The 20919-nt window shown below is 63.5% G+C and carries 20 protein-coding genes; 11 read left to right on the top strand and 9 right to left on the bottom strand.

Annotated features, from left to right (window positions below; translation table 11 throughout):
- Nucleotides 1–5: 5 nt before the first annotated feature.
- Both PCA20602_RS21855 and PCA20602_RS21850 read right to left on the bottom strand, forming a co-directional pair.
- Complete coding sequence (locus PCA20602_RS21855; RefSeq protein ID WP_174981426.1) at nt 6–914, bottom strand: 2Fe-2S iron-sulfur cluster-binding protein; 909 nt, start codon at nt 912–914, stop codon at nt 6–8.
- A 119-nt stretch (nt 915–1033) separates the two neighbouring features.
- Nucleotides 1034–2962, bottom strand: a complete 1929-nt coding sequence (locus tag PCA20602_RS21850) for an FAD-binding protein (RefSeq protein ID WP_174981423.1) — start codon at nt 2960–2962, stop codon at nt 1034–1036.
- Nucleotides 2963–3094: 132 nt separating this feature from the next.
- Between PCA20602_RS21850 and PCA20602_RS21845 the strand changes: the two genes are divergently transcribed.
- The 3 genes from PCA20602_RS21845 (at nt 3095) to acnB (ending at nt 8246) form a co-directional block, all read left to right on the top strand.
- Complete coding sequence (locus PCA20602_RS21845; RefSeq protein ID WP_150722981.1) at nt 3095–4396, top strand: MFS transporter; 1302 nt, start codon at nt 3095–3097, stop codon at nt 4394–4396.
- 204 nt (nt 4397–4600) lie between these two features.
- Nucleotides 4601–5428 (top strand): AraC family transcriptional regulator, encoded by an 828-nt coding sequence (locus PCA20602_RS21840; RefSeq protein ID WP_150722980.1) that lies wholly within the window; start codon nt 4601–4603, stop codon nt 5426–5428.
- Between the two features lie 232 nt (nt 5429–5660).
- Nucleotides 5661–8246, top strand: a complete 2586-nt coding sequence (acnB, locus tag PCA20602_RS21835; protein WP_069341267.1) for a bifunctional aconitate hydratase 2/2-methylisocitrate dehydratase — start codon at nt 5661–5663, stop codon at nt 8244–8246.
- Nucleotides 8247–8350: 104 nt separating this feature from the next.
- Here the strand turns inward: acnB and PCA20602_RS21830 are convergent, their stop codons facing one another.
- The gene (locus PCA20602_RS21830; protein WP_150722979.1) at nt 8351–9217 is read right to left on the bottom strand and encodes an endo alpha-1,4 polygalactosaminidase; all 867 of its coding nucleotides are present in this window, start codon (nt 9215–9217) and stop codon (nt 8351–8353) included.
- A 209-nt stretch (nt 9218–9426) separates the two neighbouring features.
- Here PCA20602_RS21830 and PCA20602_RS21825 point away from each other — a divergent pair, with 209 nt between their 5' ends.
- Entirely contained in the window at nt 9427–10041 is a 615-nt protein-coding gene (locus tag PCA20602_RS21825; RefSeq protein ID WP_150722978.1) for a 3'-5' exonuclease, read from the top strand.
- Between the two features lie 17 nt (nt 10042–10058).
- Here the strand turns inward: PCA20602_RS21825 and PCA20602_RS21820 are convergent, their stop codons facing one another.
- The 6 genes from PCA20602_RS21820 to PCA20602_RS21800 form a co-directional block, all read right to left on the bottom strand.
- On the bottom strand, nt 10059–10964 hold the full coding sequence (locus PCA20602_RS21820; RefSeq protein ID WP_150722977.1) for an NAD(P)/FAD-dependent oxidoreductase: 906 nt from the start codon (nt 10962–10964) through the stop codon (nt 10059–10061).
- Nucleotides 10965–11153: 189 nt separating this feature from the next.
- On the bottom strand, nt 11154–11624 hold the full coding sequence (locus PCA20602_RS21815; RefSeq protein ID WP_150722976.1) for an MFS transporter: 471 nt from the start codon (nt 11622–11624) through the stop codon (nt 11154–11156).
- Nucleotides 11612–12505 carry an MFS transporter gene (locus tag PCA20602_RS21810; protein ID WP_174981420.1) on the bottom strand — a complete coding sequence of 298 codons (894 nt, stop codon included), beginning with the start codon at nt 12503–12505 and terminating at the stop codon, nt 11612–11614. The genes PCA20602_RS21815 and PCA20602_RS21810 overlap by 13 nt, the downstream gene beginning before the upstream one ends.
- A gap of 297 nt (nt 12506–12802) precedes the next feature.
- Complete coding sequence (locus PCA20602_RS25745; protein ID WP_174981417.1) at nt 12803–12964, bottom strand: hypothetical protein; 162 nt, start codon at nt 12962–12964, stop codon at nt 12803–12805.
- Nucleotides 12965–13016: 52 nt separating this feature from the next.
- The gene (locus tag PCA20602_RS21805) at nt 13017–13217 is read right to left on the bottom strand and encodes a hypothetical protein (protein ID WP_150722974.1); all 201 of its coding nucleotides are present in this window, start codon (nt 13215–13217) and stop codon (nt 13017–13019) included.
- 273 nt (nt 13218–13490) lie between these two features.
- On the bottom strand, nt 13491–14174 hold the full coding sequence (locus PCA20602_RS21800; protein WP_150722973.1) for a TetR/AcrR family transcriptional regulator: 684 nt from the start codon (nt 14172–14174) through the stop codon (nt 13491–13493).
- Between the two features lie 182 nt (nt 14175–14356).
- On the opposite strand from PCA20602_RS21800, the gene PCA20602_RS21795 reads away from it, so the two are divergent.
- From PCA20602_RS21795 to PCA20602_RS21770, 7 genes are read left to right on the top strand one after another with little or no spacing between them, the layout of a single operon-like run.
- Nucleotides 14357–15643, top strand: a complete 1287-nt coding sequence (locus tag PCA20602_RS21795) for an alpha/beta fold hydrolase (protein WP_150722972.1) — start codon at nt 14357–14359, stop codon at nt 15641–15643.
- Nucleotides 15644–15687: 44 nt separating this feature from the next.
- Nucleotides 15688–16335, top strand: coding sequence for a VOC family protein (locus PCA20602_RS21790; RefSeq protein ID WP_343032112.1), 648 nt, complete (start codon nt 15688–15690; stop codon nt 16333–16335).
- The gene (locus PCA20602_RS26310; RefSeq protein WP_343032111.1) at nt 16332–16616 is read left to right on the top strand and encodes a hypothetical protein; all 285 of its coding nucleotides are present in this window, start codon (nt 16332–16334) and stop codon (nt 16614–16616) included. Before PCA20602_RS21790 ends, PCA20602_RS26310 begins: the two co-directional genes overlap by 4 nt.
- A 54-nt stretch (nt 16617–16670) precedes the next feature.
- Nucleotides 16671–18383 carry an AMP-binding protein gene (locus tag PCA20602_RS21785; RefSeq protein ID WP_150722971.1) on the top strand — a complete coding sequence of 571 codons (1713 nt, stop codon included), beginning with the start codon at nt 16671–16673 and terminating at the stop codon, nt 18381–18383.
- Entirely contained in the window at nt 18380–18892 is a 513-nt protein-coding gene (locus tag PCA20602_RS21780; RefSeq protein WP_246182281.1) for an acyl-CoA thioesterase, read from the top strand. Before PCA20602_RS21785 ends, PCA20602_RS21780 begins: the two co-directional genes overlap by 4 nt.
- Entirely contained in the window at nt 18889–19668 is a 780-nt protein-coding gene (locus tag PCA20602_RS21775) for a maleate cis-trans isomerase family protein (RefSeq protein ID WP_150722970.1), read from the top strand. Before PCA20602_RS21780 ends, PCA20602_RS21775 begins: the two co-directional genes overlap by 4 nt.
- A gap of 42 nt (nt 19669–19710) precedes the next feature.
- Nucleotides 19711–20862 (top strand): FAD-dependent monooxygenase, encoded by a 1152-nt coding sequence (locus tag PCA20602_RS21770; protein WP_150722969.1) that lies wholly within the window; start codon nt 19711–19713, stop codon nt 20860–20862.
- Nucleotides 20863–20919: the final 57 nt, after the last annotated feature.

Raw genomic sequence — 20919 nt, 5'->3', positions numbered from 1 at the left:
ATCCCTCAACGGAAGAAGATTTGCCGGATCTTTTCGATGCCCGCCACCGGCCTGCGAAGCAGCGCCGCCATCGGGCGGACCTTGCCGCGCAGCAGTAACCTGAGCGTGCGCGCCGGACGTTGCAACACCGCACGCCAGCCGCGCGTGCCCAGCACGAGCAGCATGGGCTCGATGCGCCCCCGTCGCGAAACGATCTCCATGAACGTGCGCGTGTGCGATGACGCCTGCGGATCGCTCGCGTAAGCCATGCGCTTGAGCGGCTCGATGGCCGCGCTGACGATCGGAATATGCGCGGGGCACACCGCCTCGCACTGGTAACAGCTCACGCAGTGGTGCACGTGCGCCTCTTTCAGAATCGTCGACACACGCGAGGCGTCGTCGCGAGCGTCGAGCGCCACGCGAGCGAGGTGCACCAGCGGGGCCGGTCCCGCGAACGCGATTTCGTCCGGGAAATCGAGCACGGGGCACGCCGAATAGCACGCGAGACAGCTCAGGCAATCCATCGTCGATCTGAGGCTCGCCGCGTTGGCCGCATCGACCGGCTCCGGAAAGCCGCCATACGGACGCGCGCGTTGAAGCCAGGTTTGCAGCGACACCAGCTTCGCCTCGGCCGGCCCACGATCCACCGCGAGATCCCGAATGCGCGGCAAGTGCCGCAGCGGTTCAAGAGACATCTCCGCCTCGGCCGCCTCCCAGCAGGCGAGCACTTCCTTGCCATTCATGCGCACCGCGCAAGTGCCGCACTTCTTGGTACCGCAATACCAGCGGTAGCCGATGTCGACGCCGAGCGTTTCCTGCACATAGTTCAGCGCATCGATAATGCGCATGTGCGGCACGTGCGGCACCTGAAAGGTCTGTACGTACGGCGCAGCATCCGTCTGCGGATCGAAACGCGAGACGTGCAGCGTCACCATAGTCAGCTCGCTGCCACTGCAATTGCCGTCGCATTTGCCGCCGGTCTTGCCAACTTCTCCCTGAAATTGCCTGACGTCCGAATACATGTGTCCCCTCGGTAAGAATGATTGGGTCCGGCTCACCACGGCACGCTGAAGTACTCCTGCCGCGCGAAGTCGGGGGCAATCGTGCCCGCCGGATACGACGCTTTGCGGAACCGGTAATCAGCGCCGTCGCGCGCCACGATGTTCTTGCACTGCCACTCGGTGTTGTCGACGTAAGGGAAGTCGGTGCGATAGAAGCTGCCGCGACTCTCCTCGCGCCGCAGCGCGCTGCGCAGCGTGACGTCGCAGACGTCGATCAGGTTGTGCACGTCCAGTGCGTCGAGCCACGCAGTGTTGAAGCAGCGCGAGGCACTCGGCGGCGTCATGCGCGGCAACTCGCGCTTGCGAAGCGCATCGAGCTGCGCCAGTCCGTCGCGCATCGTCTGTCCGCTCTTGATGAGGCCGTACGCCTCGCCCATCACGTCCCAGATGGCCGTCTTGACGTGCATGGGCGCGATGCCCGGTTGACCCGCCGCCTGTGCGGCGCTGCCGCCTGCGCTGGCCCCGACCCGAAGTCCCTCCACCCGGTGCGCCTCGTCGCGGATTTGCTGCGCAGTGAATTCGTCGTGACGGTGTCCGGTCGGCAGATTGCCGGCGACCGACTCTGCGGCGAGCCCCCCGTCGTAGATCGCGACGGCCAGACTGCCAGTGACATGCGCCCCCACGCCTCCGGCCACCCACAACCCCGCAACGCTCGTGCGCATTGAGTGCGGATCGGACTCGATCCCGCCTTGCCGGTAGTGCATGGTCGTGCGTGCTTCAACCTTGTCTCGCGTGATGTCGAGCCCCAGCTTCTCGAACGCCGAGCCTGCATATTGATAGCGCCGCAGCACATCGGCATCGACGTGGCTGTACGACGTGAAATACCCGCCGCTAAAGCGCGCCTTTCCTGCCAGCACCTGTTGCGTGAGCCGCTTGACCTGAAGCGTGTAGGGGGCGAGCGCGGCCGGCGCATCGCGCGACTGTTCGAAAAAGCACTCGCCCTGCGCGTTGTACACGCGCGAACTCTGATCGGTGCCCACCAGCGGATTCGGATAGATGTGCAGACGCTGCCACGTCGGCGGATTCGCAAAGTCGCTGATGTGCCAGAACTGCATCTCCAGATTGGTCATCTCGGCGCCGGCGCGCAGCGCCAGCGCAATGCCGTCGCCGGTCTGCTCGCGCGTGCCGGTCGAGCGACGCACCAGCCGGTCGGCATGCCCCGTCGCCATGACGACGGCCTTGGCCTGCACGGCGAACAACTCGCCACGCACGTAGTCGAGGGCCACCAGCCCGCAAACGTCGCCATTCGCATTGCGTAGCAGCGAGGTGACCACGCACTCTTCATGAATCGGAATGCCCAGCGCCTGCAACTGCTTGCGCCGGATATCCATGAGCAGAATGCCGGTCTGCCCCTGCATGGGCGCAACGGCCCACCGCACCGGCGAATGGCTCATGGCGATATTGCCGTTGTCGTCGCGCGAGAACAGCAAGCCGAGCGACTCCATCTCCGGATAGAACGTGTTCTCGATCCACTGCCCCGCCGCCGCCAGATAAGACTGATCGACGAGAAAGTGACTGTAGTACTTGGCAAAGAATTCGAGCGAGCTGGCCGCGTTCTCCTCGGTACCGCCCAGCATCTTCGAGCCGACGATCACGGCGCCGGCCATGATCGACGCGCCGCTCTTGCCTACGAGCCCTTTGGAGATCAGCATTGGCTTCAGACCCAGGGCGTGCAGACGCAGCGCCGCATAGGTGCCGGCGCCTCCCCCGCCCACAACCACGACATCGCACTCGATCACTCTCATCGGAGCAGCGCCCTCCTTGGGCTGGTAGTGAACCGCAATACCTTCATTGTCGGCAGCCGCGCGCTGGGGCAATGCAGCCATCGGGACACGCGGTCCACCAATCCGGCCAAGGTGACGGCGGCGGTTGAAGCGATTGAAGCGCTGGATGTGCTTGAAGTGCAGGAGGACGGGAAGCATCGAAAGCGTTGGTTTTGTCCGCTTTGCGATATGTGTTGTCCCGGCAGCGGTGTCCGCCATGCCCGGGAAGCGGTACGTTGAGGTGGGCCTTCAATCCCCTACGACAACGATCAGCCAACAGGAGACAACACCATGGATGCGACCCTGCGAGCCGTGCCGCACAACGAACGTGCGTCGCCCGCGAAATCGGTCATTCTGGGCGCGGGTATCGGCAACGCGCTGGAGTGGTACGACTTTGCGTCGTTCGTGCTCTTTTCCCGCTACTTCTCGACCCAGTTCTTCCACGCGGAGGACCCGACCGCCGCCTTCCTCTCGACACTGGCCGTCTTCGCCGTCGGCTTTCTGCTGCGCCCGATCGGCGGCATTTATTTCGGCTGGCTGTCGGATCGCCGGGGACGACGCCTCGCCATGGTCGCCTCGATGGCCGTGACGGCCGCCGGCTGTCTCGTGATCGCCGTCGCGCCCACGTACGCGTCGATCGGCGTCATGGCGCCCGCCCTGCTCGTTTTCGGCCGTCTGCTGCAAGGCTTCGGCCTGGGCGGCGAAATCGGCGCTTCGTTCACGTTCCTCGTGGAAAGCGCCCCCGTCCAACGTCGGGGACTCTGGTCGAGCAGCATGTTCATTGCGATTACCGGCGGCTCGCTGCTGGCCACTGCGGTCGGACTCATCCTCACGGAAGTCTTTTCCGCAGACGAGATGACCCGCTACGGCTGGCGGATCCCGTTCTTCTTCGGCGCGGCGCTCGGCGTGTATGCGCTCTTCCTGCGAGGCAGACTCAAGGAGACGTCGGCCTTCGAGCAGGAACAACATGACGCGCGCTCGGGCACGCACGAGCAAACGATGGTGCAGGCCATCTGGGAACACCGCACGTCGGTGCTGCGGATCATTGCGCTGACCGCCGGGCCCACGCTCACGTTCAATACCTGGATGTCGGGGGCGATCACGTTCGGCACCCATTTCAAGGGAGTCGACGCCCGGCAGGGGTTGTGGGCGCTCACCATCGGGTGTCTGGTCTATATGGCGGTACAACCGCTGTGGGGGGCGCTCTCGGACCGCATCGGCCGCAAGCCCAACCTGTTGCTGGGCGCGGGGGGCTCGGCGCTCGTCATCGTGCCGTTGCTGCTGCTCATCGATAACTCGTTTGCCCGGTTGACGCTTGCCATCTGCGGCGGGCTGGTCGTGCTCGCCGCATGGACCGCCATCGCCCCGGCCGTCTACGCCGAGCTGTTCCCAACGCGCATTCGCGCCACGGGCGTAGCCATCCCCTACTCGCTGACGGTGGCGATCTTTGGCGGCACAGCCCCCTATCTGCAAAACTGGCTCGCGGATCACGGCCATCTGGGATGGTTCGCCGCCTACCTGATCGCGCTCAACCTGCTCACGGTCGTAGCAGTATTGCGCATGCCCGAAACCCGCGGCCAGCCGCTCGAATAGGCCCGCAACGACTCACCGGGCGGCCCGCCGGCGCGGGACCGCCCGTCTCACCTGACCTGGCCCTGATTCGCCATTTGCATAAACTCGCCATTTCCCGCGTTGCGTGCTTTATCTCGCGTCACCCTGCTTGACCTCGCTTGACCTCGCTTCACCCCGCCATCCCCATGTTTACCCCCATGTCCAGCGTTGAGGGTTCGAGAAAAAATGAAACGGGCATCTCTCTCCCTTTCGGCCATGGGGCAAGTCATGCAGACCCGGATCATTACCGCGCAGGATGTCGAGTTCTTCGAGTCCCGCATCTCGCCAGCCCCCATGGTGGGGCTCGCGTTCGAGTTCCCGTCAGGCGGCGGCGTCGAGCCGCACGTGCATCCCTACGGTCAGGTGCTCTTCGGCGGCGACGGCATCATGTGCGTCGACACCCCGCGCGGCACGTGGGTCGTGCCCCCGCAGCGCGCCGTCTGGATTCCGCCGATGACCTTGCACGCTGTGCGGGGGCGGGCCTCGTTCGGCATGCATAATCTGCTGATCTCTCCGCACGCGGTCGCCGATCTGCCCAAGACGTGCGAACCGCTGGTCGTCTCGAACCTCATGCGCGAACTGATCCTGCGCGCCGCTTCCACCGAAGAACCGTTGCTGCGCAAACGCCACGTCGACAAGTTCTTCGAGATCATTCGCGACGAACTCGAATTCATCGACGAAATGCCGCTTTCGCTGGAGATTCCCCGCGAGCGCCGCCTCGCGCGACTGTGCACCGAGTTTCTGCGCGAGCCGTCGGACAATCGCACCTTGCAGGAATGGGGCGATCATGTCGGGGCGAGCGCCCGCACGCTGTCGCGCCTGTTCACGCGCGAACTCAACCTCACATTCGACGAATGGCGGCGACATGTCCGCCTGCAGGAAGCGCTCTACCGACTGGCCGAAGGCCGCGCGGTCTCGGCGGTGGCCAACGAACTCGGCTACGAGAGCACGACCGGCTTCATCGAAATGTTCCGCAAGTCGCTCGGGCGCACGCCCGGTCAGTATTTCGCCTGAATTCGCCGCTTAACCGATAGGCGCTGCGCCCGAACCGGCAACCCGGCTCACCAGCACCGCATGCCGTCGCCCGATACCGCATCGACCGCCTTGTCGCTTTTAAGTCTTATATAAGACATAAGACATTTGACCTTACCTGCCATAGGGACTAAAATCTCGCCAAAAGCAGTACTGGAACGAGCCTTGGAGGCCTCAAAACCTCCCCCGAAACGCAACATCAGCAGGTCTCCTCATGCTTGAAAACTATCGTGCTCACGTGGCCGCTCGCGCCGCGCTTGGTATCCCGCCCCTGCCGCTGACGGCCCAGCAGACCGCCGAACTGGTCGAGTTGCTGACGAATCCGCCGGCCGGCGAAGAACAAACCCTGCTTGACCTCATCACGAACCGTGTGCCCGCCGGCGTGGACGAAGCCGCCCGCGTGAAGGCCGGTTTCCTGGCCGCCGTCGCCAAGGGCGAAACGGCTTGCGCGCTGATCTCGCGTGCACGCGCCACCGAACTGCTCGGCACGATGCTGGGCGGTTACAACATCGCGCCGCTGATCGAACTGCTGCCGGACGCCGAAGTCGGCGCCGTCGCGGCCGATGCGCTCAAGAAAACCCTGCTGATGTTCGACCAGTTCCATGACGTCAAGGAACTCGCCGACAAGGGCAACGCCAACGCGAAGGCCGTGCTGCAAAGCTGGGCGGACGCCGAATGGTTCACGAGCCGTCCGGAAGTGCCGGAAAGCCTGACCATCACCGTGTTCAAGGTCACGGGCGAAACCAACACCGACGATCTGTCGCCGGCACCGGACGCCACGACCCGCCCGGACATCCCCATGCACGCGCTGGCCATGCTCAAGAACGCGCGTCCCGGCATCACGCCGGAAGAAGACGGCAAGCGCGGCCCGATCAAGTTCATCGAATCGCTCAAGGAAAAGGGCCATCTGGTCGCCTACGTCGGCGACGTGGTCGGCACGGGTTCGTCGCGCAAGTCGGCCACCAACTCGGTGCTGTGGTTCACGGGCGAAGACATCCCCTTCATTCCGAACAAGCGCTTCGGCGGCGTGTGTCTGGGCAGCAAGATCGCTCCGATTTTCTACAACACGATGGAAGACGCCGGCGCCCTGCCGATCGAACTCGACGTGTCGCAGATGGAAATGGGTGACGTGGTCGAACTGCGTCCGTACGAAGGCAAGGCCTTGAAGAACGGCGCCGTGATCGCCGAATTCCAGGTCAAGTCCGACGTGCTGTTCGACGAAGTGCGCGCTGGCGGCCGTATTCCGCTGATCATCGGTCGTGGCCTGACGTCCAAGGCACGCGAAGCCCTCGGCCTCGCCCCCTCGACGCTGTTCCGCCTGCCGCAGCAACCGGCCGACAACGGCCGTGGCTTCTCGCTGGCACAGAAGATGGTCGGTCGCGCCTGCGGTCTGCCGGAAGGTCAGGGCATTCGCCCTGGCACGTACTGCGAACCGAAGATGACCTCGGTCGGCTCGCAGGACACCACCGGCCCGATGACCCGCGACGAACTCAAGGATCTGGCCTGCCTCGGCTTCTCGGCCGACCTCGTCATGCAGTCGTTCTGCCACACCGCCGCTTATCCGAAGCCGGTGGACGTGAAGACGCACCAGACGCTGCCGAACTTCATCAGCAACCGCGGCGGCATCGCCCTGCGTCCGGGCGACGGCGTGATCCACTCGTGGCTGAACCGCATGCTGCTGCCCGACACCGTGGGCACCGGCGGCGACTCGCACACCCGCTTCCCGATCGGCATCAGCTTCCCGGCAGGTTCGGGTCTGGTCGCCTTCGCCGCCGCCACCGGCACGATGCCGCTGGACATGCCGGAATCGGTGCTGGTCCGCTTCAAGGGCAAGATGCAGCCGGGCGTCACGCTGCGTGACCTCGTCAACGCGATCCCGCTGTACGCCATCAAGCAAGGCATGCTGACGGTCGCCAAGCAAGGCAAGAAGAACATCTTCTCGGGCCGCATTCTGGAAATCGAAGGCCTGCCCGACCTGAAGGTCGAGCAAGCCTTCGAACTGTCGGATGCCTCCGCCGAGCGTTCGGCTGCCGGTTGCACGGTGCACCTGAACAAGGACCCGATCATCGAGTACCTGAACAGCAACGTCACGCTGCTCAAGTGGATGATTGCGCAGGGTTATCAGGATCCGCGCAGCCTGCAACGCCGTATCGCGGCGATGGAGCAATGGCTGGCCGACCCGCAACTGCTGTCGCCGGATGCCGACGCCGAGTACGCCGCTGTCATCGAAATCGATCTGGCGGACATCCATGAGCCGATCGTTGCCTGCCCGAACGACCCGGACGACGTGAAGACGCTCTCCGACGTTGCCGGCGCCACGATCGACGAAGTGTTCATCGGTTCGTGCATGACAAACATCGGTCACTTCCGTGCTGCGTCCAAGCTGCTCGAAGGCAAGCGCGACATTCCGGTCAAGCTGTGGGTCGCGCCGCCGACCAAGATGGACCAGAAGCAACTGACGGAAGAAGGTCACTACGGCGTGTTCGGCACGGCCGGTGCCCGCACCGAAATGCCGGGCTGCTCGCTGTGCATGGGTAACCAGGCACAAGTGCGCGAGGGCGCCACGGTCATGTCGACGTCGACCCGTAACTTCCCGAACCGTCTGGGCAAGAACACGAACGTGTACCTCGGCTCGGCGGAACTGGCAGCGATCTGCTCGCGTCTGGGCAAGATCCCGACCAAGGAAGAGTACATGGCCGACATGGGTGTGCTCGCCAGCAACGGCGACAAGATCTACAAGTACATGAACTTCGACCAGATCGAAGACTTCAAGGAAGTCGCCGACACGGTGCAGATCTAAGTGTGCTGTCGGACTGCGGCGTGATCGTTACGCCGTAGCCTGATGAAAAAAAAGCGCCGCTGGCCAATGGCTAGCGGCGTTTTTTTATTGATCACAGAGATGCATCAACGGCCGTCGCAACTAAATCGATAGCTGTTATCGAGTTCCCTGGCCAGCACCAGCGTGCGCAAATTGGACTGGCTCGCCGCGTCGCACAGCGTGCGTTGCAATGCCGGCGTTCGATACGGCAGCCAATACTCCGCATTGAGCACTGGCTTGTTCTTCGCCGTGAAGACGGCATAGCCCTCGCACTCCTTGTGCCCGTTGCACTCCTCGTTGACGGCGAAATCGAACCACGGCTCAAGCGCGGCGAGTTGGCCCACGTCGTTCTTGAGTCCGACGGCGAGCTCTCGCCAATGGGCTTCATTGGCAATGAAGGTGTTGAAGTCGAGCTGATCGCGCGCCGTCAGCGAAAACCCCGTGTCGTTCGCATAACCGTCGACGTTATCGGGCTCGACACCGTCACACCCCTTCGCCGCCGCCCGGTCCAGGCGCTGCTTAACGATCCTCCGAACGTTCTCCGAGCGAATGTCCAGCCAGCGCTCGCCCTTCCATTCGTGAAGACGCTTGCCCATCTCCGCCGCCTTGAACTGCGGGAAATCCGGCCGCCAGTCCTCCGAGCTTCCCGCAGAGAAGTAGCACACGACCTTGCGGCCCGCGCGCTTGAGCGCATCGATGGTCGACGGGTCCACATCGAACAGGTCGACGTCGTAAATCTTCACGTCGTACGACGTATCGATCTTGCCCCGAAGCTGCCATTGCCAGGTGTCGGAAACATGAGGTGTCCAGTGTGCAGGCACATTCGCCGGCGCGGCCTTCACAGGACTAGCTGCAATCATGGCAACGGGCACGGTGGACGCCGACGCATCGGACAGAAATGCAGCACAGAACAACGCAGCGGTGACACGGGACAGGACTTTGAGGGTTTTCATTACGTGAGCGAATTTACCGTTGTCGACGAATATCCCGGGAGATGGTAGATGCCGTCGCGCTCGGCGCTATGGACAAATCGTGGAGTTTCTGCGGAGTTTGCCCGCGCCATCGAAGTTCGGACCGGCGGCAGAAGCGCTGTAGAATCGCAAACAAATTTCGACCTTGAACCACGGTGCCGCCATTGCGGCGGCCCCGCTTGAGAAGCGGCATGCAGACAGTAGCGATCCTCGACTTCGAAACCACCGGCCTCTCGCCCACTCAAGGCGACCGGGCAACGGAAATCGCCGTTATCCTCCTGCGCGACGGGCAGATCGTCGACCGTTATCAGAGCCTGATGAACGCCGGACGGCGCATTCCGTCGGACGTCGCAGCACTGACCGGCATCACGAACGACATGATCGCGTCGGCACCGCCCGTGGCGCAGGTGATGCGCGAGGCGGCCGCGTTCGTCGGTCGATGCCCGGTCGTCGCTCACAATGCCGGGTTCGACAAACGCTTCTGGCAAGCCGAACTCGCCATGCTGGGCACACGCGCCGATCATGCGTTCGCCTGCACGATGCTGACCGCGCGGCGCCTCTATCCGAACGCACCGAATCACCGGCTCTCCAGCCTCGCGGATCTGCTCGCACTCCCGAAGACCGGCCGTGCCCACCGGGCCATGGTCGATGCGGAAATGACGACCCACCTCTGGCGTCGTATGCACGACGACATCTCGCGCACCTACGGCCTGAAGCGAGTGGACCACGCCCTCATCTCTCGCGTGCAGAGCACAAGCAAGGACAAAGTGCCGACGCTGCTCAGATCGCTTGCACAGGACACCTGACCGGGGCTTGATCGAGTTCAGCGACCAAAGATCAAGGATCGATGCGCACCAACGCCCGCCGCCACGCCTGCCGCTGACGCGAACGTGGCGTTCGTCATGGCGTTCGACGCATCGCCCGCGGCAAAGACGCCCGGCACAGTGGTCTCCTTCCAGTCGCCCACACGAATCAACGGGCCCAGCGGCCCTTCGTCGATCGCACAACCGAGTTGCACGGAGAGATCGTTCGCCATAGCGGATTGGGGGGTGATGAATAACGCGTCGACAGGCACAACGCGGCCATCGACCAGGCGCACCGCTTCGATGTGCGGCACCTCGCCAAGCAGCTCGGCCACCGGCGTGCGCTCGACAACGACACCGCGCGCAGTCAGCAGCGCCGCCTCTTGCGCATCGGGTTCGACGATGCCTTGCGTGAACCACGTCGTCGGCCCCCAATCAGGGATCAGCATCGCCTGATGCACCGACAATGAATGCGTCGCCAGCACGCCCAGTCGTCGGCCTGCCACTTCGAAGCCGTGACAATACGGACAATGCAACACACCGACACCCCATCGCGATTCAATCCCCGGTATCGGCGGCAACACGTCCCTCACCCCAGTTGCGAGAATCAGGCGACTCGCTTCACGCTGCGCGCCGTCGGCCAGCGCAACGCGGAAACACCCAAGCGCGCCGGAGACCTTTCGCACCTCGGCCTCGATCACTGTCACTGTCGGATACTTCAGTAACTGCGCTGTCGCCGTCGCGACGATCTCCGACGGCGAGACCCCATCAAGTCCAAAGAAACCGTGCGAATGCGGTGCAAAGCGGTTGCGAGGCAGACGGGCGTCGATCATCAGCACACGACGACGCGCACGCGCCAACTGCATCGCCGCAGACAGGCCAGCAAAGCTGCCGCCCACGATGATCACTTCGAATGGTTCCTGCATTCGCATTTCTCCCATTAAGCAACGGGATGAAATCGAGCGACATCACCCCACACAAGAAACTTTTAAAGTTACATGATAGAGCACAGCAACCCCATCACGCAACTTCATATGTTTCAAATGAGAGGAATGGGGATGGGAAGGCTCACCACGGTCCCCGCATAGCAAGCCTTCCGTCGATTGGACGGCGCGTTAGCGCCCTTTCACCGCGTCCATGACAGGGACAGACGAGACTTCCGGCAACTGGCGATTACGCAGTTCCCTGCGCGCGACCCGAGGACCGTACCAGACAGCCACCAGGCTGACGAGAATCAACGCCGAGTAGAAAAGCTGGATCGGCAGGATGCTCGGTGAATAGGCGCTCACCAGCGCAACGGCCCCCAAAGGCACGATGCCCGACACCAAGGCACCGGAGAGCTGATACCCGAACGAGATGCCGGTGAAACGCAACTCGACCGGATACAACGTCGTAAAGAATCCGGAGAGCGTGGCGTAATACAGGCCGTGCCCGACATACGAGAGAATCACGCCCGCAAACACGCTGACCGCGCTACCGTCCTTGATCAGCGCGATGAGCGGCACCGGTACACAAACGAGGTACAACACCGTGAAGATGATCTGTGCCCGTTGTACGGAAATCCTGTCGGCGATCATCGCGGCCAAGGGGTGACGAAAATCTGCACGAAAGCGCCCGCCAGCAACGCACTCAGGAACAGGCTCTTGTCGATGCCCAACGTGCCCGTCGCCCAGTTCAGCGCAAAGATGTTGCGGAAATAAACACCCGCCACGGCAAACGAACCGACGAACACACAAAGGCTCGTCAGCGGAAACTGTCGGAGCACATTGGTGAGCGGCGCGCTCGCTTCCTTCATCTTCTTCTGCCGCTCGCGAGCGGCGATGAACTCCGGATTCTCTTCGAGCGTCATGCGGATTAACAACCCCACGATCAGCAGCACGCCGCTGAGCAGGAACGGGATTCGCCATCCGCCGTTAATCAGGAAGTTGTCGCTCATGGCCATGAACGTCAACGTCGCGAGGCACGAACCGGCCGGCGAGCCCATCTGTGCCATCGATGCGGCAAGCGCCTTGCGATGCGGCGGCGCCGCCTCCGAAGCCACGAGCACCGCTCCGCCCCACTCGCCGCCGACGGACAGGCCTTGCGCCAGACGAAGCAGCACGAGCAGTACCGGCGCCCAGATGCCGATCGACTGGTACGTCGGCAGCAGACCGATACACATCGTCGATCCGCCCATCAACAGCAGAGTGATGAGCAGCGACGACTTGCGGCTGATCTTGTCGCCGATGTACCCGAAGACGATCGCCCCGATGGGACGCAGCAAAAAGCCGAACGCAAACGTGCCGAGCGCGAGCAGCGTCTGTGCGAGGTGATCGTCCGAGGGGAAAAACAGTTTGCCGATGATCAATGCGGCAGCGGTACCGTAGACGTAAAAGTCGTACCACTCGATGGTCGTGCCGATGAAGGCGCCGAGGGCGGCGCGACGCGCCTGACGGGATTTGTCTTGCGAATGATTCAACTCCGACATCATTGTCTCCGGGGGTGATGTTTTCGGAACCTGTTATCCCCCTCTTCGTCGACTGCGAAGTGTTATTGGCCGAAGCCTGGATCTTTGACCTGCGTGTGCGAGCCGCAAAGAGGGTCGCGTATTATTCGGACACCCGGCGCCAGCGGTAAAGCAACATTAAATTATCGGGTGATGCGTTTTTGTCAGCATCGTCCCTTCGTACACCTCACTACACCTCGCCGGCAGCCCCAAAAGCAAACCGCCCCGAAACACGGTGCTGCATGCACCGTTTCGGGGCGGCGATTCAGAACAGCGTGATCAGACCGAGGCGACAGGCAGGAAGTGATTCACGATGCCGAGCACGATCAGCAAGACGATGCCGAGCGTGAGGCTGCCCGCAATCAGTTTCTTTTCGATGGGGAGCAACGGCTCTTCCGGGATTTCGGCAATGCTTTTCGACAGTTCGTTGAGATCGGACATACGAATAGGACTCCTCGAATAAGACGGCGAATCAGTAAAGGGTGGCACAGTGTCAGGCCAACGGCGGCTTCACGCCGTGGAAGAACAGCCACGAGATCAGCAATCCGACCCAGATCACGAAACCGAACAGGCTGATGACGTAGACGGCGGCGAGCTTGCCGATACCGTCTGCCATCAGCGCTTCGGTGATCGCGCCACCGGCTACGGCAGCGCCGTCGGCTGCGGTGTAGTGGTGGCTTCCGCCATAACGCATTCCCCCAAAAGTACGTGTTACGTGACGTATGAACGATGGCCTGAGTGCACCGCCTGATGACTGTTGTGGGTGTCGTTGCGCAGAAGCCGTAGCACTGGCAACGCAGGCGGGCGAGCCCATCCGAGGCATCGGACGACGCCGGGGGAACCAACGATTTGCGCTTTGGATGAATGCGGGGCGCGCGCATGCAAATGCGCACGAGGGAGATAACGTTAGCGGGATTTTCGCTTCGTGTTTTGCCTGTCGAGACTACGAGAAACGACGACGGAATGCCTACGACTTGATGTGCCTTTCAAGCAGATCGATATCGTCGCGCAGCAGTTTCAACACGCCCGCTGCGCTCTGCTCGCTCAACTGACGTCCCGCTTCCTGCTCGACCGAACGCAACGCCATGTCGGCAATCTGCTCTGCGATTTCCCCGGCGTTTCGCGAGCCCGTCGGCGTGAACCACCACGCTGTCCAGTTGCACATCCCGATGATCGAGAACGCCGCGACCCTCGCATCCATCACGCGAAACTGACCGCGCTCGATGCCCAGCTCGATGGCGTGCCGGAATTGCTCCAGCACCGCGCGCCGCGACTGCTCCGCCAGCTTTCGCTGCTCCGGCGGAAGGTTGTCTTCATTGCGCTCCACGACCCGGAATTGCAGCGGGTGCGTGAGGATGAGATGCGCATGCCGGAGCACGAGATGCCTCAGCATGGCCGATGGTTGCCGCAGATTTTCGGGCAATGCCTCCGACACCAGATCGCCGGCGGCGCGCGTGACGACCGCCGTCAGCACTTCAAGGATCGCTTCCTTGCTCTTGAAGTAGTAGTAGAGCGCAGGGCGGGTCACGCCGACAACGTCGGCAATGTCGTTGAAGCTCGTGCCGTCGAACCCGCGCTCGATGAACAGCTTCGTCGCGACATCCAGGATGTTCTCCCGCAGCGCGTCGCTTTTCGTCTGCGTCTTGCTCATGGCCAATGTCCGTTCAATTTTTGACGCTTGTGTCAGAAGCACCCACGATAACCGAATCCTATTCACCAGAAAAGCACTACACCTCGGCATCTCCGGGTTTTTACGTAAACGTCAAATTTCGTCAAAAATGTTTACTACTTTGTAAAAATTTGGACTAGCATGTAAAAAAAGGAGGTGGAGAGATGAGTCATCAACAACCGGCTCGCGCCGCAGGACAGGCCGCGACGGCAGGATTTCTGAACACGGACTGGAACCCGCGCGATCTGCCGCTCGGCACGACGACACGCAACGTCGTGCTGCGCACGGCAGACGGCGCGGCCACAAGCGGTTCGCTTTACGGGGCAGGCTCGGCCGATACGGTGGTGTGCATCATGCATCCGCGTGAATTCATGGCCTGCCATTACCTGATTCCGGACATCGTCGAGGCCGGATTCGCCGCCTGGACGCAGGCGCCGCGTTCGGTCGGCAACGACATGCGGCTCGAACACGAATTCGCGCTCTACGACGTCGCCGCCGGTATGCAGTTTCTGCGCGAGGCGGGGTTCAGGAAGATCGTGCTGCTCGGTAACTCGGGCGGCAGCGGCCTGTATGCGCTATACGTGCAGCAGTCCAATCTCGCGCCGACCGAGCGCATCGAACGCACCCCGGGCGGACGCCCGACGCGTCTGGCTGCGCTCGACATGCCGCAGATCGATGGCGTGGTGTTCGTCGCGCCGCACCCCGGTCAGGGCGCTTTGCTGCAAACGTGCATCGATCCCTCGGTGACCAACGAGCACGACGCGTTGAGCGTCGATCCGGCGCTCGATCCATTCGACACCGCCAACGGTTATGCCCCCCGTCGCGCCGACGGTGCCACCGAGACCCGCTACACCGACGACTTTGTCACGCGTTATCGCGCAGCACAGGCCGCGCGCGTTGCCCGACTCGACGCCACCGCGCGCGACCTGATCGCTGCACGTCAGGGCGCACGCGAGCGTTTGAAGCGCGCCCCCGGCAATACCGACGCACGCCTGCACCGCATGGCCGCGCACACGCCGTTGATGACGATCTGGCGTACCGATGCCGACCTGCGCTGCTTCGATCTGACGCTCGATCCGTCAGACCGGCGCTATGGCTCGCTGTGGGGCAGCGACCCCTTCACGTCGAATTACGGCTCCGTCGGCTTTGGCCGTGTGTGTTCCCCCGAGGCCTGGCTCTCGACGTGGTCCGGCCTGTCGTCAAATGCCCTGCTCTCGAAGACCGCCCCCGCCATCGTGCAACCCACGCTGCTGATCGAGTACACCGGCGATCAGGCGTGCTTTCCCAGCGTGATCACCGAAATCTACGAGCGCCTCGGCACGTCGCATAAATCGCATCGCCGCGTGCGAGGCGACCATCACGGTCGTGCGCTGGCCGAAGGAGAGGAAGCCGGGCGTTATGTTGCCGGCCGACTGCTCCGGGACTGGCTGCGCGAAACGTTCCCGTCATGAATCGACGTCTTCCCTGACGCCCCAATGCCTCTACTGAACCCGCTATGAAACTGAACGACATTCCGGCGACCGATCTCGCCCTGCGCCTGCACGGCGTCGACCACACTGCCCGCCCGACTTGGCGGCTGCGGCAAACCGTCGAGTTCTACCGCGACGTCCTCGGCCTGCCGTTGACCCACACCATCTCCGCCCGGGGCTGGGGGCCGGCAACGCACCCCGACTTCCTGCACTTCTTCTTCGACAGCGGCAACGGCAGCACGATTGCGTTCTTCTATTACCTCGGCGCCAAAGAACCGGCGTCGCTCAGCGAGCGGCCCGGACGTGCCCCGCTGCCGGAAGATCACGTATTCGATGCGACGCACACCGCATGGCTCGTCGACTCGCAGGACGAACTCCACGCGTGGAAAACGCGACTGGAAGCGCGCGGCGTCGAAGTCTCGGCGGAGACCGCCCACGAAGTCATCGAATCGATCTACTTCCGCGACCCCAACGGCTATTTCATCGAGATCACGCGCAAGCTTCGCCCGCTGGCCGATATCGACGCCCGCGACGCCGCGCTCACGCTTGAAGCCGCCATGGAGATCGAAGACGAAGGGCTGGCGAGCGGTCAGCCCAATACCTGCATCGACACCGTGTGGCAGCGCAAGGCGCAACACCACCTCAACGCCCTTCGCCCGGAGCGCCAGTCATGAACGCACGCGCATTGCATATCTTTGTATTGAACGTTCCCGAGTTCGCCACGTTCGCGCAGACGGCTCGCGAGATGGCGTCTTGCCGCGTGGAGACCGCGGGCGACTACACGGTGATTTCGAGCGACGTACCGATCGCGTTCGAGCGCCGCGCGCTCGGTCTGAAACCCGCCGTCTGGTATGGCCTCTTCACCGGCGGGCTCGACGGCCAGATCGAGAGCTACGGACGCGACACCGTACGCATTGCACCACGCGCCGGGTCCGCGGAATCGCCGGGCCGCTGAACGGGCACCGTCAACACGTCACAACACAATGAAAACCGTGGTGCAGGAGACAACATGAGCGGTATCTATCACCCTATCGACGGCGTCACCTACTGTCCGCCGCATCTGGCGCGGCGGTACTTCGCGTCGAACGCATGGCGCGACACCACGCTCGGCGACGCCTTGCGCGCCACCGCCGCGCGCGTGCCCGAACGCCCGGCCTACCTCAGTGACGAAGCCACCCTCACCTTTGCCGAGCTGGACGATCGCAGCGAACGGCTCGGCGCGGCCCTGCTCGAAGTGGGCTTGCGCCCCGGCGATCGCGCGATCTTTCAGATGGGAACGACCATCGACACCGTCGTCGCCCTGATGGGCGCATACAAAGCGGGCGTCGTTCCGGTATGCGCGGTGCCGCAATACCGGGAAGTCGAGATCGGCCAGTTGGCGACCCAATCGGACGCGCGCGCTTACTTCGTGCAGGCCGATTTCTCGGCATTCGATCTCGTCGGATTCGCCCGTCAGATGATGGATCGCCATGCTTCGCTGCGGCATTTGCTCGTCGCCCGTGGCACGACGGCACACGCAGGCGTGGCCGGATACGCCGCCATCGACCGGCTGATCGACGCCATGCCGATCGAGCAAGCCCGCGCGGTACTGGCGGGTGTGACGATCGGCAGCGAAGACGTGCTGAGCTTTCAGCTTTCCGGCGGCACGACCGGGGTTCCCAAAATCATCCCGCGCTTTCATGCCGAGTACATCGGCCATTCGCTCGCGTGGATGCAGCACATCGGCATGACGGAGCACAGCCGCATGATCTGGTCGCTGCCGTTGCTGCACAACGCCGGTCAGCTTTACGTGCTCGTCTCGACCGTCGTCGCGGGCATGACGACCGTACTGATGCCGCGCGTCGACATCGCCCGCATGCTCACGCTGATCGAGACCCATCGCGTGACGCACGGGCTGTCGATCGGTCCGGTCGCGCCGCAGATGATCGCGTACAAGGATGTCGCCCGACATGACCTGTCCTCACTGCAACTCTTCGGCACGATGAGCCGTGCCGACTCGCTCGAAGCGCATCTGGGCGTGCCGTGCTTCAACCTCTACGGCACGACCGAAGGGTTGCTCATGGGCGCTGGCGCACGCCTGTCGGCGAATTTGCGGCACCACACGCAAGGGCATTCCGGCTGTGAGGACGACGAGATCCGCGTGCTGTTTCCCGGCAGCGACACGGCCGTCGCCCCGGGCACGCCGGGCGAGCTTTGCTTTCGCGGCCCGTCGAGCCTGCGCGGTTACTACAACGCCCCCGAAGCCACGTCGCAGACGCTCACGCCCGACGGCTTCGTGCGCACCGGCGACATGGTGACGGAGCGGATCGTCGACGGCGTGCGCTGCTTTGCCTTCGAGGGACGCCTTCGCGACAACATCAATCGCGGCGGCGAGAAGATCGGGTGCGAGGAAGTCGAGGCGTTCGTCAGCCATCACCCCGCCGTTGCGGACGCCAAGCTGGTCGCCATGCCGGACCCGGTCTACGGCGAGCGTGGCTGCGTCTATCTCATTCTCCGCCCCGGGCAGCGGGCGCCGACGGTCGGCGAACTCGTCGCGTTTCTCGTCGGCCACGGACTGGCGAAGTTCAAGTGCCCCGAGCGCATCGAAATCGTCGACGAGTTCCCGGTCACGCGTGTCGGCAAGGTCGACAAGGCGTCGCTGCGCGCGGCCATTGCCGCCCGGATCGCGGCTGAGACATCCCCGCACGAGAGCGCCGGCCAGCCCGCTAGGGAGGGCGCATGATCAGCACCGAATACGTGGTGAGCGAGCAACCGTTCGTGGTGCGCCGACAGGTGCGATGGGGCGAGTGCGATCCGGCTGGCGTGGTCTATACCGCGACCTTCTCTGACTACGTCATCTCGATTGCCGAACTGTTCTACGGCTCGCTGTTCGGCGGCACGCCCCAAGCCGTCAAGAACCGGCATGGCTTCGGCACGCCCACGCGCGCACTTGACTTCGATTTCCGCCGCTCCCTGTGGCCCGACGATGTCTTCGACGTCACGGTCGAGGTCGCCGACATCCGCACGAGAACCTTCACCTTGCAGATGACCGCACGCAAAGCCGAGGGCGATGTCGCGTTCATCGCGAAGCTCACGCCGATCTGCATCCAGCGGGGCGCGCGCGAGTCCATTGACATGCCGCCCGTGCTGCGCACGGCGCTCGAACGATACCGGACCGACTGCGCCGCCGGCACCCCTGGCGTCGCGGCATCCGCCCCCACTTTCCCGACATTCGCCGGAGACCCGACATGACGCAACGCCCTTTCCGCATCGGCCAGATCGTGCCCAGCTCGAACACCACGATGGAAACCGAAATTCCCGCGATGCTGCGCGCACGCGAGCAAATGCTGCCGGAGCGCTTCACGTTCCACGCAAGCCGGATGCGCATGCACCGCGTGGTGAAAGAGGAACTGGAGGCTATGAATCGTCAGGGTCTGCGCTGCGCGGCCGAACTGGCCGACGCTCGCGTCGACGTGATGAGCACGGCCTGCCTCGTCGCCATCATGGCCATGGGACCGGGCTATCACCGTCAGGTCGAAGCCGACTTGCAGCAGGTGGCCCGGGAGAACCATTGCGACGCCGCCATCATGACCTCGGCAGGCGCGCTCGTCGCCGGGCTGAAGACGCTCGGCGCCCGCAAGATCGCGCTCATGGCGCCCTACATGAAGCCGCTCACGCAAGCCGTGGTCGAGTACATCGAGCATGAAGGCATCGAAGTCCTCGACGCCCTGTCGTTCGAGATTCCCGACAACCTCGCCGTCGGGCAACGCGACCCGATGCAGTTGCTCGACGACGTGAAGCGACTTAACACCGCGAACGCCGACGCCGTGGTGCTCTCGGCCTGCGTACAAATGCCCTCGCTGCCTGCCATCCAGATCGCACAGGACCGCATCGGGCTGCCCGTCACGTCGACGGCCGTGAGCACGGTGCGCCAGATGCTCGATCACCTGGGGCTGGCGCCGGTCGTGCCGAATGCGGGCGCGCTGCTGGCCGACACCGACGCATCCCGACGCGTGCAAGCGGCCTGAGCCTCACTCCATCGATCTGCATCCCCCTTAGAGGAGATTCTCATGAAAATCGCCGTCATCGGTGGCGGGCCCGCCGGCCTGTATTTCTCGCTGCTCATGAAGCAGCGTCATCCGGAAGACGAGATCGTCGTCCATGAACGCAATGCCGCGAACGCGACCTATGGCTGGGGCGTTGTCTTCTCCGACATCGCGCTCGCGTTTCTGAAGGAAGCCGACGAAGCCTTCTTCCGGAAGTTCACCGCGCACCACACCCGCTGCGACTACATGGAAATCGTGCATCAGGGCGTGCCGGTACGCCTGAGCAACAACCATTTCTCGCGCACCTCCCGCATCGACATGCTGCGCGTGCTGCAACAGGCGTGTGAAGACGCCGGTGTGGACGTGCGTTATCAGAGCCACATCATGGACCCCGCACAACTCCCTGACGCCGATGTCATCATCGCGGCCGACGGCGTGAACAGCGAAGTGCGCACGCGCATGGCCGAGCACTTCTCACCGAGCTTCGACGAACGCCGCAACAAGTTCGCGTGGTACGGCACCTCGCAGTTGTTCCATCCGGTGTCGCTGATCTTCCGCGAAACGCCGCACGGCGTATTCATGGCGCACGCCTACCAATACAGCCCGGAGCGCTCGACGTTCCTCGTCGAGGTCGATCCCGAGACGTGGGCACGGTGTGGCCTCGACACCGCGACCGAGGACGAAAGCCGCGCCTTGTGCGAGCAGACCTTCGCGGAGGAACTGGGCGGTCACCCGTTGCTGACGAACCGCTCCCACTGGTTTCAGGCACGCGTGGTCAGCAATGCCCGCTGGTCGCACGGCAATGTCGTGCTGCTCGGCGATGCGCTGCGTAGCGTGCACTTCTCGCTCGGCTCCGGCACCCGCATGGCGATGCAGGACGCCATCGCGCTGTTCGAGGCGATCTGCGCCAATCGCAACGACGTACCGGCGGCCTTCGCGGCGTTCGAGCGGAGCCGCCGCAGCGCGTCGGATCGCTTTCAGGATGCCGCCCGGCGAAGCCTCGACTGGTACGAATCGGTCGATCGACGCATGCACCTCGACCCGGTGAGCTTCGCCTACGACTACATGCTGCGCACCGGACGTGTGACGCACGAGGACCTGCGCGAGCGCGATCCAGCGTTCGTCGCGCAAGTGGAAGCGAGCGGCGCCACCTCGCTCCACGGGCACGCCGCGTAGCGGCGGTTGCCCTCACAAGCCCACGACAAAGCAAAAAAGCACAGACAGGAGACACTT

It is taken from the genome of Pandoraea capi, from assembly GCF_902459735.1.
In the GTDB taxonomy this organism is placed as follows: Bacteria; Pseudomonadota; Gammaproteobacteria; order Burkholderiales; family Burkholderiaceae; genus Pandoraea; species Pandoraea capi.
The sequence above is the reverse complement of the archived record's forward strand: the minus strand, read 5'-3'. Positions and strand labels throughout refer to the sequence as shown.